This is a genomic window from Methanolobus profundi (genome assembly GCF_900114835.1).
Taxonomy (GTDB): domain Archaea; phylum Halobacteriota; class Methanosarcinia; order Methanosarcinales; family Methanosarcinaceae; genus Methanolobus; species Methanolobus profundi.
This window is the reverse complement of the sequence record NZ_FOUJ01000001.1, coordinates 963,810-976,242: the sequence shown is the minus strand read 5'-3', so window position 1 is coordinate 976,242 and position 12,433 is coordinate 963,810. Positions and strand designations below refer to the sequence as shown.

The 12,433-nt window shown below is 41.7% G+C and carries 10 protein-coding genes; 4 read left to right on the top strand and 6 right to left on the bottom strand.

The window, feature by feature from the left end; translation table 11 throughout:
- Nucleotides 1–4: 4 nt before the first annotated feature.
- The 5 genes from BM008_RS04495 to BM008_RS04475 all read right to left on the bottom strand — a co-directional run bounded on the left by BM008_RS04495 (nt 5) and on the right by BM008_RS04475 (nt 5,857).
- Nucleotides 5–760 (bottom strand): sulfite exporter TauE/SafE family protein, encoded by a 756-nt coding sequence (locus tag BM008_RS04495; RefSeq protein WP_091933698.1) that lies wholly within the window; start codon nt 758–760, stop codon nt 5–7.
- A gap of 83 nt (nt 761–843) precedes the next feature.
- Complete coding sequence (locus BM008_RS04490; protein WP_218146686.1) at nt 844–1,554, bottom strand: FmdE family protein; 711 nt, start codon at nt 1,552–1,554, stop codon at nt 844–846.
- A gap of 780 nt (nt 1,555–2,334) precedes the next feature.
- Complete coding sequence (locus tag BM008_RS04485) at nt 2,335–3,081, bottom strand: META domain-containing protein (RefSeq protein ID WP_218146685.1); 747 nt, start codon at nt 3,079–3,081, stop codon at nt 2,335–2,337.
- 170 nt (nt 3,082–3,251) lie between these two features.
- A complete protein-coding gene (gene hcp / locus BM008_RS04480) occupies nt 3,252–4,871 on the bottom strand; it encodes a hydroxylamine reductase (protein WP_091933692.1) in 1,620 nt (539 codons plus the stop codon).
- 275 nt (nt 4,872–5,146) lie between these two features.
- Complete coding sequence (locus BM008_RS04475; RefSeq protein ID WP_091933689.1) at nt 5,147–5,857, bottom strand: matrixin family metalloprotease; 711 nt, start codon at nt 5,855–5,857, stop codon at nt 5,147–5,149.
- A gap of 411 nt (nt 5,858–6,268) precedes the next feature.
- Between BM008_RS04475 and BM008_RS04470 the strand changes: the two genes are divergently transcribed.
- The 4 genes from BM008_RS04470 (at nt 6,269) to BM008_RS04450 (ending at nt 11,405) form a co-directional block, all read left to right on the top strand.
- Nucleotides 6,269–7,717, top strand: coding sequence for a saccharopine dehydrogenase C-terminal domain-containing protein (locus BM008_RS04470; protein WP_091933686.1), 1,449 nt, complete (start codon nt 6,269–6,271; stop codon nt 7,715–7,717).
- 428 nt (nt 7,718–8,145) lie between these two features.
- Entirely contained in the window at nt 8,146–8,754 is a 609-nt protein-coding gene (locus tag BM008_RS04460; protein ID WP_091933681.1) for an NAD(P)H-dependent oxidoreductase, read from the top strand.
- Nucleotides 8,755–8,756: 2 nt separating this feature from the next.
- On the top strand, nt 8,757–10,613 hold the full coding sequence (locus tag BM008_RS04455) for a monovalent cation:proton antiporter-2 (CPA2) family protein (RefSeq protein WP_091933678.1): 1,857 nt from the start codon (nt 8,757–8,759) through the stop codon (nt 10,611–10,613).
- A gap of 153 nt (nt 10,614–10,766) precedes the next feature.
- Nucleotides 10,767–11,405 (top strand): CDGSH iron-sulfur domain-containing protein, encoded by a 639-nt coding sequence (locus tag BM008_RS04450; protein ID WP_091933676.1) that lies wholly within the window; start codon nt 10,767–10,769, stop codon nt 11,403–11,405.
- A gap of 98 nt (nt 11,406–11,503) precedes the next feature.
- On the opposite strand, the gene BM008_RS04445 is transcribed toward BM008_RS04450, so the two are convergent.
- Entirely contained in the window at nt 11,504–12,286 is a 783-nt protein-coding gene (locus tag BM008_RS04445) for a helix-turn-helix transcriptional regulator (protein ID WP_091934245.1), read from the bottom strand.
- Between the last annotated feature and the right edge of the window lie 147 nt (nt 12,287–12,433).

Sequence of the window (12,433 nt, the reverse complement as noted above, 5' to 3'; positions counted from 1 at the left end):
ACAACTACATTAACCCATAAACTATTTTGATGGCCATTATCCACAGAACCACACCAAACATCTGTTTAATGGTTTCTGATCTTATTTTGCTGTACATCAGATGAGAACCTACCTGTCCTCCTGCGAATGCAGCCAGGGCTGTATAGATCATGAGATCCATGTCCAGATGTCCTGTGCTCAGATGACCAAAGAAACCTGAGAACGAAGAGAACAATACAATGAACGCTGATGTGGCAGAAGCACGTTTTGTCTCAAACCCAAGTGCGATCAGGATAGGTACAATGAACACACCGCCACCAAGTCCGAGAAGTCCGGCGAAAAAACCTATCATTAGGCCAAGAACGATGCCAATGGCAGTTCTGTTCTTCTTAGCTGTGTCAGTAGCTGATACATTCTTTGCTCCTTTCCTTCCAAAAAATGACATTCGTGCTCCGGCAAAGATCAACACTATACTAAGTATCCATAGCAGTATCTCAGTTGGAACGAACTTAGTAAAGTAAGCGCCGAGTGGAGCCCCTATGATGGAAGTCAATACAAAAGGAGCTGCCACTTGCAGGTCTATCATTTTTTTTCTGTAATATGTGATCGCTGCTGAGCTGGCAGTTATACCATTGAGAAGCAATGCTGTAGGTATCGCTATTAGCATATCGATGCCAAGCCAGTAGAACAATGGTACATATACCAGAGATCCGCCCAGACCAAGCATTGAAAATATAACAGCTAAAAAAAAGATGATAACAGCAATTAGAATAACATCCATATGACCAATTCCAGACTTTGTAGTATATTGTAAAAATGGTTGGTGCAATTGCACCTACACCAAATGCTCAGTTTATCAGTTACTTATTTGTCTGAACAGGGTTTGCAAAGCATTTTGCCATCGACATCCTGCAATTTATGAGCAAATGTGCGTTCACCGCATTCCTCACACAATCCTGTATCAAAAACCCCTTTCTTCTTTTCGAACGGATAGTCGAGAACAGGTCCTAGCTCCAGGAAATTCTCTTCAGGTATGCTCAGTATTTTGTTAACCAGAGGCTCCGCGATATCAGAAGAAATGTCCTGTGGCAGTACACCTGCTTTCCTCTGCTCAACGAACGGAGATCCCAGCATGTTCCCAAAGAACTCAGGTTTTATGTATGCTCTGACAGCCTTTTGGTTTATGGTATCGATGAGCGTAAAGGCCATTTTGCCATAGTAGGTCTTCTCAATATTGCTTTTTCCATAAGTACAGCCAGTAATGGCCATAAGACCATCAACAAAACATCCGGCTGCATGGTCATTTCCTGTCTCTGCGATAAGATGGAGCTCTTTATCTTTCGATCTGTCGACCCCAAGTGCATTCATAGCAGCAGCACCGATCCTCATTCCAAGTGGCATAGCAGGGCACCTGTGGCCGTGAAAAATAAATCCAGTTTCAAGATAGTCATTTACATCGATCATTTTAGCATCCTTCCTTTGTTCTTGATACGCCAGTTCCTTCCATGGTTTTCCAGGCTGGTGTTGATCAAGGCGATATTCCTGTCCAATGATATCCGTGAGATCTGAGCTCAAGTAATTCACTTTTTGTCATTTCTATATTGGATATCTCCAGAAACTCACTTGCACGGTATTGGGATTCACTCACAAAACCGATATTGTACAATTGGTCTGCCTATATTTAAACATAGTGGTTTCAAAATCATTTGAAACACAATAAAGTTTCAATATATGCTATCGTGAAACATGACTCTTTTACGAAAATCTCCAATTGAAATTTGAAGAGTGTTATTTAAGCATTAAGAGTAAAGAACTTGTCAGTTTTAGCATTCTTTTTTATATGATCAGATGCATCTCTCAAAGATTCCGGTCCTTTCCAGTCATAGTTATAATTAAGATACATTAACTTGAGCTTTATTATTTTCCTCAAATAATTCACAGTTGTATGACCGTCAGTTGCTTATATTATTAAATACATAATTTTATTTGGTCATAAGGGAGTAAGCTGTAAAATGGGGCAGCGTTTTCAGAATGGGGACTACATTGGAACCATTCCGTAACAAACTTCATTTACGCGTAATTTGGATGAAGCAAAATTCAGAACGGGACAGAGCCCGTTTCAAAGTCGCTTCATCAACGTATAGCTGAAATGAAGTGAAATTCAGGACGGGATAGAACCCGATCCCGTAATAACCTTCAACACCTTGTGACCACCTTACTAACTATTTTAATCAACATCAGAGCTGTTGCTTTCATTTTTCTTCATGAGTATTGTCTCAACAACATAGGCTACTTTGTGAGTACACTCACAGTAAAGATAGATACCTGGTAAAAATGAAAAATAAAAAAAGTAATTTACTTCATTAGGATCAATTCAGCCTGCCCAATTGGTGGAATGCTCCTGGTCAATGCAGGACCAAAGAAAACCCTGACATTCATTCCTTCTCTTAGATTTTCTGCATCAAAAAGACCTCCATTTGGGTCTACTATTACAGTTTCATTAGATATTACAAACTTAATTCCATTTGTATACCCCGAGCTGTTTATTTCTTCGCTTTCAAGCAGGAACATTGGATAAGTATCTCCATCTTCGAGAGAAGATATAGTTCCATTGAAGCTGTTAAGAGCTTCAGCCCCGTCATTGTTCTCTATAGAGCTTTCCTCTTTTACAAACAGCATTCTGTCGCCATTCTCACCTGTACCAAGAACAAGCTGGTCATTCTCAATTGTAATAGTTGCCACGTTGTTCAATAGGGAAAGATATTGACTGTCCAGTGAATCGGAACCACAGTACATAAGTGTCATTGGTCCAGGAGATAATGTAAGATCACTTTTTTCCAGTGTATAGCTTCCACTTCCAATGTTGCAGTCTGCTTTAAGTGAGTATGTTCCATCAGAGTTGAAGATGAGTGTGTAGTTTTCAGGATCAGGAACTACAAATTGACTGGCAGGTTCAGTTTCAATAAGTCCTGACCATTGCCATTTAATGTCAGTTATATCGTCTATGGAAATGGTCTCGGTTTCTATTTCCTCGTTGTTCAAATTATCCTGATCATCTACAGTTTCAGTACAGCCGGATACTAAAAGAGTGGCTGTGACCAAACTGCATATGAAAAATAAAGCCAGTATTTTCCTTATAGATCTCATATGTTTTTGCTCCTGACACCAAATAGAACCTGTTACTATTTAGGCACTTTCTAAACTTCGAACCAATTTGAAGTCTTCATTTTTCATTTTAAAGCATATGAGGCTGTTTTTAAAAAAGTGAAAGGCTACTTCAAGAGCCTTTCCATGTCCTCTTCAATGGTGGTGTTCGGTGTTATGTTGAATTTCTCCACCAGTACTTTGAGGACATTCGGTGAGACAAAGGCCGGTAGCTTTGGACCAAGTGTGATATCCTGTATCTCAAGTCTCAGAAGTGTGAGCAACACAAGTACTGCTTTTTGCTCATACCATGCGATATTGTATGAGATCGGTGCCTCGTTCACGTCTGTGAATCCAAGTTTTGCCATCAGTCCCTGTGCAATAACTATCAGTGAAAAAGAATCGTTGCACTGTCCTGCATCCAGAACCCTCGGGATCCCATCGATCTCTCCCAGGTCGAGTTTGTTGTAGCGATATTTTGCACATCCGGCAGTAAGGATAACAGTATCTTCGGGTAATGCCTCTGCAAAATCCGTGTAGTATTGCCTGTCCTTGTGGCGTCCATCACAGCCTGCCATGACAATGAACTTCTTTATCTTCCCTGTTTTAACAGCATCAACTATCTTGTCCGCATTTGATAACACGGAGTTGTAGGCAAAACCACCCATTATGGTGCCTTCTTCCAGTTGTACCGGAGCTTCGCAGGTCTTTGCCTGTTCAATGAGGGCGGAGAAGTCTTTCTTCCCATCTTCAGCTACGATATGTGTGGCACCGTCATAACCTACGGATCCTGTGGTGTATAGTCTGCCAATGTAGCTTTCCCTTGGAGGAACTATACAGTTGCTTGTCAGTAATATTGGCCCGTTGAAACTCTCGAATTCCTGCTTCTGATGCCACCATGACCCGCCATAGTTGCCTACCAGATGTTCGTATTTCTTAAAATCAGGATATGAGTTTGCCGGGAGCATCTCGCCGTGAGTATAGACATCCACACCTGTGCCTTCTGTCTGGTCCAGTAGTTGTTTCAGGTCCTTCAGGTCATGTCCGCTTACGAGAATTCCAGGATTTCCTCTTGTTCCTATATTGACCTGTGTAGGTTCCGGATTTCCGAATGCAGTGGTATTCACCCTGTCAAGGTCTGCCATTACATCAAACCCTTTTTCCCCGCATTTCAGGACCAGTGAGATGAGGTCCTTATCGGTCAGGCTGTCATCCGTTGTTGCCACAAGTCCTTCTTCAATGAACGAGTTGACCTTCTTATTGACATTTCCAAGCATCATGGCATGATGGGCGTATGCTGCTATTCCTTTGATACCAAAGATAAGCAGTTCTCTCAATGACCGTATATCTTCATTCTCTGTGGCAAGTATGCCTGTATCCCTGTCCTTGAGATTCTCAGGTGTCAAAGTTGCTATCTCAGGCAGGTCTTTCTCATCAAGCGCATTGTTGTCCAGAAGTTTCTGTCTGATCTCATTCTGAAGTATGAACCCCCTGTCAATACGTTCCTGGATCCCGCTTGCTCTAAAATCGGTATTGGTTATGGTCGAGAACAATGCATCAAGCATGAAGTCATCAGTGCTGGTTTCAGAAATATTTTCCTTTCTTGCTTTCTGGTTGTAGAATGCAATGCTCTTAAGCACATAGATGAGATCATCCTGAAGGTCTGCAACCTCCCCTTTCTTACCGCACATGCCGTTCTTTGTGCAGCCTTCCCCGTTCATTGTTTCTTCACACTGGTAGCAGAACATTTTATCACATTATTGTGTATGTTTTGCAGGTGTATCTATATACTTTGGTTGGTGGGGATCTTTGGAAATGCGTGATACTTTCTTTTTGTAGAATTATCTCTATTGTTGAAGATAAAGGAGTTTGTTCAGTATGTTTTCAGAAAGGAATACAATTGATCACAGTAAACCTGTTTATGGTGCTATAAGGCAGGATTCTCAGGCAATCTGTAAGGAGTTGGAGATGTGGGACAGAATCGTTGATCGGAGTAACTAATTATTAAAAAAGACAGAGAAATTTATTCTCCGTACAATGCCTGTATACCTGATATATCGCCAGTTCCCAGAGTTTGCTTCTTAGTTTCCCCATAACCACTATATCCATACATTGTCAGTTCTGTGCATTTTGTGATATACAAATCGTTTAGTCCGTTGTGCCCGAATTCGTGGGTTGCTATATTTTGCAGATCCATTTTATTTGTCTCACCAGTTGTACTCCACTCATAGTATGTATTGAATTCAACATCAGAATCAACAATCTCTCCAGTTGCTCGGTAGAACCAGAATGTATTCATAGCAATTATTCCACTACTACCAAGGTCATTCCAAACGACTATATTTTTACCGTCTAATTCTCCAGGCGTTACAGAGGCTTGTCCTTCCATCCATTTGGGTTTTGCAAACAGATCAAAACTTGTTTCAGCATCCCATGTTTGTAAACTCTCACTAATAGCATCATAAGTATTTTTTTTGTTCAGGCCACTGCCATCAGCATAAATTTCATACTCCACAGTATCATACCACTTAACTTTAGATGGTAACAACTTATACACATCAACTTCTTCATCCCACTCTGTTTTAGAATTATCAGCCGATTTTGCATAATGGACAAAAGTTATTTTCTGGACATCAGGTGGAGCGTTATCTGGCTTGTTATCAGTTGCCACACCTATTCCTGCTGTGCTTAGAAGCAATAATGCTAACACTAAACCTATGATCAGTTTGTTCACTTATTTACCCCCTTTATATTGGTCAATCTGACTGGATAATTCTGGAATTACCAGTAAATATTACAATATATTCAGGATGCATTCACGATCCCAAATATCCATTTCCCACGACCCAGCTTAGCGATTAACCACTAATAAAACATTGTTTTAACTACTGATAAAGTAATTCCAGAAAAAAGAGTTGTCTTAATTTAAGTTACGTAAATAGGCAATAAACCAATAACATTAATGGCAGCCTCTTGATGTGAACATGGCTCAGGAGTTCAGGAACAAATACGATCATACTTTTTGTGTTTTTGGTGGAGAACATTACTCTGGGGATCGACCGTTTTAAATAAATATATTAAAATAAAATTTAATGTAGCGTGGATCACAAAAAGGTTATATGTTATTTAGGTATGTAAAGAAAACATGAAACCAGAATTCTCAAAAAAGGTTCTCATCATCGGTTACGGTTCAGTTTCGCAATGCACCTTACCTCTCTTACTGGACAAGATCGATGTTTTGCTAGAAAACGTTACATTAATTGATTTTGAAGACAAAGCAAATGCCCTGAAGAAATATACTGATCAGGGATTGACATTTGTTCGTGAGAAGATCACCCCGGAAAACCTGGGTCAGGTCTTATCCAGACATATGGATAATGATGGTCTGATCATAGACCTTTCATGGAATATCGATGCTGTCGATATCATTACATGGTGTCATGAGCATAATGTGCTGTACGTAAACACATCTGTCGAAGTATGGGATCCAACAGAGGATTTCCTGAACAGAAGTCTGCTGGAAAAATCCCTCTATTTGCGCCAGATGAAATTACTTGAGCTTTCCCGTGACTGGAAGGATGCACCTACAGCTATTGTTGATCACGGTGCAAATCCAGGTCTGATAACTCATTTCGTAAAGCAGGGTCTTCTGGACATTGCAGAACGAACCTGTGCTGACAAGAAGGTATCTCCTGAAGATGAAGCAGAGATCAAAGAACTTGCTGAGAAAAGAGACTTTGCTCATCTTGCCCACAAACTTGGTGTAAAGGTCATTCACTGCAGTGAACGTGACACACAGGTTGCTAACCGTGCAAAGGAAGTCGATGAATTTGTAGGTACATGGAGCATAGAGGGACTTCGGGAAGAAGGAACAGCTCCTGTAGAGATCGCCTGGGGTAGTCATGAGAACAAGATGCCTCCACTGGCTCAGGTTCCAGACTTTGGTCCACAGAATGTTATCTTCATGCCACAGATGGGTATGAACACCTGGGTAAGGTCATGGATACCTGATCAGGAGATCGTTGGTATGGTTATCCGACATGGGGAATCATACGGTCTTTCAAAATTACTGACAGTTTGTGATGAAGAGAAGGCTGTTTTCAGACCAACCATCCATTACGCTTACATGCCATGCCATGATACGCTCTCATCTCTCTTTGAGCTGCGTGGACGTAATTATGAGCTTCAGCCAAAGCTCAGGATAATGACAGATGAGATCGTTTCCGGTGCAGATATACTGGGAGCACTTCTGATGGGTCATTCTTACAATTCATGGTGGACCGGAAGTGCTTTGAGCATCGAAGATACAAGGGCCCTTGCTCCTGGTCAGAATGCAACCACACTTCAGGTAGCTGCTGGTATAGTAGCTGCTATACTCTGGATGCTTGAGAATCCAAAGGAAGGGATAAGGACACCTGAAGATCTTCCACATGATTTTGTCCTTGATATTGCAAAGCCGTATCTTGGTAAGTTCATCTCCACTCCATCCGACTGGACCCCACTTAAGAACCGTAAGGTATTCTTTAAGGAAAATCCGGCAGTGGAACATGATCCTGATCCATGGCAATTTGAGAATTTCCAGTTCATAGGATAAACTCAAAGAAAGGTCCCGATTCGGTCTATGGATCTGCAGTATAAAGCAGATCCATTACCGGAAGGAAATATGGTATATATGGGAATGGTCAGGCATTTCTGTCTGTTCCTGTATATCGAAATATCAGTTTTTTGGATCTCAGAAAATGGTATGATCAGGAATATACCAGATCTGTTTACATCTTTATCTGTATGTCAGTTCTTTAGTTGATATTTCTCATATTATTGTTTACTTGTTTGTGGTGACAGTTGAGAATATTTGCATGGACTATAAGTACTACCTGGTATATTTTGATACTAGGGGGTAGAAAGTATGTGGTCCTTCTTTTCAGGCCATCTTCTCATTATCAGAATGAGGTCCCAAACGTACATAACAGTTTTAGAACAGTTCTTGATTACTAACATATCACCCGCTCAGGAGAGAAGACCATGAAAAAGATCCTTATTATCTTTGCCCATCCGGCAAGAACCCGCTCAAAAATTAATAGTGCTCTTCGTGCTGCTGTTGAAGGTCTTGAAAATGTGACCATCAATGACCTCTATGCGAACTATCCGGACTTTCTGATAGATATCAAAAGGGAGCAAAGTCTCTGTGAAGAACACGATGTCATTATTTTCCAGCATCCGTTCTATTGGTACTCCCCTCCTTCAATAGTAAAGGAATGGCTTGATCTGGTACTCGAGCATGGCTGGGCCTACGGTTCGAAAGGCAAGGCTCTCGAAGGAAAGCTCTTCCTGCAGGCTATCTCTGCAGGCGGTGACGACAGTACCTATCAGAAAGATGGTTGTAATATTTTTACGATCAGAGAGCTTACTTCTCCCTATTGTGCCATGGCAAACCTGTGCAACATGAACTGGCTTCCACCATTCACAGTTCTTGGAATACATCAGGGCTTGTCTGAGGAGGAAGTTGAGTTCCATGCAAAAGAATATCGCCGCATGGTCACTGCCTTACGGGACGATAGGCTGGATATTGAGAAAGCAAAGCAAGGTCAATATCTTAACAGCGACCTGGATTCGATCATCAGGGGGACGTAAAAGTGGAAAGTTTCCTGTTACAGTTATTTATTTTCCTGGCTTCAGCAGCCATTGCCGTTCCGATTGCCAAGAAACTGGGGCTTGGTTCTGTGCTCGGATATCTCATCGCAGGTATCGTCATCGGACCCTTTGGTCTCTCTCTCATTGCTGACCTTGAAGAGGTCATGCATTTCACAGAGTTTGGCGTAGTGATGATGCTATTTCTGGTTGGACTCGAACTTAAACCATCACTGCTCTGGCAGATGCGTACTCCAATATTGGGAATGGGTGGAATGCAGGTTGTTCTGTCGAGTGTCATCATTTCCGGTATAGCACTTATTTTTCTGCCCTGGCAACAGGCAGTGGCCGTTGGTCTTACTCTCTCCCTCTCCTCTACGGCCATAGTTTTGCAAACCCTGCGGGAGAAAGGGTTGATGAGAACCTCTTCCGGAAGGTCTATCTTCTCGGTCCTCCTTTTCCAGGATCTGGCAGTCATTCCTATGCTTGCTGTTCTGCCATTTCTGGCAACCATCGCTATACATGACGACGGACATTCTGAAGCAGCCCTGTTTAATATCAGCGCACTGCCGGAATACATGCAGATCATTGTAACGCTGCTCGCGATACTGTCTATCTTCTTCATAGGTAAATATGCAAGCAGACCAATATTCAGGACCATTGCAGCTACGCGGGTCAGGGAGATCTTTGTTGCTGCTGCCCTTGCCCTTGTAGTTGGGATCTCGATACTTATGACTGCAGTTGGTCTATCCCCTGCTCTTGGAACCTTCCTTGCCGGTGTTGTTCTTGCAGGCAGCGAATATCGTCACGAGCTTGAAAGTGATATAGAACCATTTAAGGGCCTGTTACTGGGCGTCTTCTTCATTTCCATTGGTGCCAGTCTCAACTTCACATTGATAGGGGAAGAGATCATGCTGATCGCAGGACTTACTGCAGGCCTGATAGGTTTCAAATGGCTGGTCCTTGTAAGTACTGGTTCTTTCTTTAAAATGGAGAAAAAGGACCGTTCACTTTTTGCTGTTGCACTTGCTCAGGGAGGAGAATTCGCATTTGTCCTTTTCCAGTTCTCAAGGACCAATGGGGTATTGCCTGATCAAACTATAGAACCCCTTATTTCCGCAGTTGCTATCTCCATGTTCCTTACTCCGCTCATGTTCCTGGTATATGAGAAGTTCAGTACACGTGCTCAGGGGGATGATGCATCCAGACGTACTTCAGATACTATCGATCACACCGGACACAAGGTTATCCTTGCCGGATTTGGTCGTCTGGGAACTGATCTTGGTCGTTTCCTTATCTCTGCCGGGATCAAACCGGTCATTCTTGATTATGATGCGGATAATGTGGATATTCTGAGAAAATTCGGATTTGAGGTGTATTACGGAGATATTACACGACTTGACCTTCTCGAAGCTGCCGGAGCTGCTGAAGCTGAGCTCTTAGTGATCGCCATAGGTGATGTAGATAAATCGAGAAAGCTGATCGAATTAGCAGGTAAGCACTATCCGCATCTTAAAATTGCAGTCAATGCCTATGACCGTGCGTCTGCTCATGAGCTCATGGATATGGGAATCACCCAGATAAGAAGGGAGACCTTTGGCAGTGCTCTGGCACTGGGACAGGATGCATTGAAACTTCTCGGGTTCGATCCATATGAAGCGCATAAATTGATGCGTATTTTCCGGAAAAAGGATGAAGAGATGATGCCGGAATTGCATAAAATGCACCATGAAGGTGAGGACAGTTACATATCGATGTATCAGAAGCATAATGAAGACCTTGAAAAGTTAATGATGCTCGATCTGAACCTGAACATTGAAGAGATCGACAAGGCCTGGACTGCTGCAAACCCGGAAAAATAATACGCCGGAACGAAATTCTGATGGGATAAATGGAGACATACCATCAGATAAATTTCAATGATATATGCAGATACATCCGTCTCTTTCAGAGAGTGATGCCTGCAAAAATTAGAAATCGGATGCAGACAAATTCTAGTTTAGAGAGGTGTGTCAGTGGATAAAGAATCCAGACCTTCAATAAAGGTATCAAAAAATGGTCCGTATATTGCTAAAGACGTTAAGACGCTCAGGAATTCAAAGGGTGTTCTAATTGAGACAAAACCCGTTATGACACTTTGCAGGTGTGGAGGCTCGGCAAATACTCCATTCTGTGATGGAACACATGCAAAGATCGGTTTTTCCGGGGAAAAAGAAGAAGACCGTGTTCCTGACAGGATGGAGAATTACGTCGGGAAGAATATCACTATCCATCGTAACAGAGGTGTGTGTTGTCATGTAGGTTACTGTGTTCACAATCTGCCTGCGGTTTTTGAAAGAGGAAGGAATCCATGGGCAGAACCGGATGCAGCAGATCCTGAAGAGGTAGCAGCTCTTATCAGGTCATGTCCTTCCGGTGCATTGAGCTATACCATCAACGGGGAATTGAATAAGGATTACTCGGAAGAACCGGAGATCTCTATTCTAAAAGATGGACCTTATAATGTCACAGGTATAGAACTTAATGACCCAGAGGGCTCAGTACCCGAGACACAGGACCATTATTCCCTTTGCAGATGCGGAGCATCTAAAAATAAACCGTTCTGTGATGGCAGTCATCGTGATATTGAATTCAAGGATGACCATGAAGCCTGAATAAATGTCACATTTTATGGTCGTAGAATGAGAGAGTGATCGGATAAGAGTGTGATCAAAACGACTTCTCTTGTTCTGATCACATTACTGTTAGAACATCAAAGTTCTGTTATTTGTGTAGAATCCTTCAAATAATGGTCAAATAGGTCTTTTCCCCATTTGAGAGCATCAGGGTCACTGCATAGAATGAACTTGCCGTCGAAATCTCCATCTGTTCTTAAGAGACTGATGACGATATGAAAATCATCGAATGTGAAGAACAGAAATTTAAATCCATTGTTGTAAACGTATAGATTAAAGAATTCCGATCCAATAAAAAATTTGAAATCTTCATAGTGTTCAGTCTTTATCTTATCAAGTAACTGCTGCGAGACAATATAATTTATAGTTACATTGTTCTCTAGCAGTTCATTGAATATTGTACGATAATCCGGATAAAGGAAATTTGTCACTTTAAAGACAGATCCTGTATTCTTCTTATCATGAAAACTTTTGTGCATTGAATATAGGTCTGTGACAGAAGGGTTTATGATCTTGCAATTTTTGAATTCTCTCATCCTTTTCAGGAGATCGGGTGGAATGAAGTCAATGTTATGTGTTCCCCAGTAGTCAATGTCTGGTCCGAGTACTTCGACCGTTGATAATAAAGGTCTCATATCATCTACGATAAGTTTCCCAATGGTCGTTAGTTCATAAGTATCGTTATAGTGCCTTACAAGATGATGATCTTCAAGGATCCTTATTTGAGGGAGCAGTGCCTGCCTTGTTGTTTTTATTGAATCAAGAAGATGCTCCATTTTCTGTGAACCATTCTGTAACAATAATAGCACATTCTTTCTCTTATCAGAAGCATATATTACATCAAGTAATCGTTTTTTCAACTGATCAACACCCACATGAGCAGATACTGCTCAAATCAAAGTTGATGCTGCACTTATGCACATGTCGTATTTAAAGTATACTGTTGCATATTAATGACCTGGTGGCCGTCCTGTGAGCATGGGTCATTTCAGATGATCATCCAATGG

Bases quoted from the DNA above. Each gene is read 5' to 3' on its own strand.
- BM008_RS04495 (WP_091933698.1), bottom strand. From the start codon at position 760: ATGGATGTTATTCTAATTGCTGTTATCATCTTTTTTTTAGCTGTTATA.
- hcp (WP_091933692.1), bottom strand. From the start codon at position 4,871: ATGTTCTGCTACCAGTGTGAAGAAACAATGAACGGGGAAGGCTGCACA.
- BM008_RS04460 (WP_091933681.1), top strand. From the start codon at position 8,146: ATGAAAAAGATCCTTATTATCTTTGCCCATCCGGCAAGAACCCGCTCA.
- BM008_RS04470 (WP_091933686.1), top strand. From the start codon at position 6,269: ATGAAACCAGAATTCTCAAAAAAGGTTCTCATCATCGGTTACGGTTCA.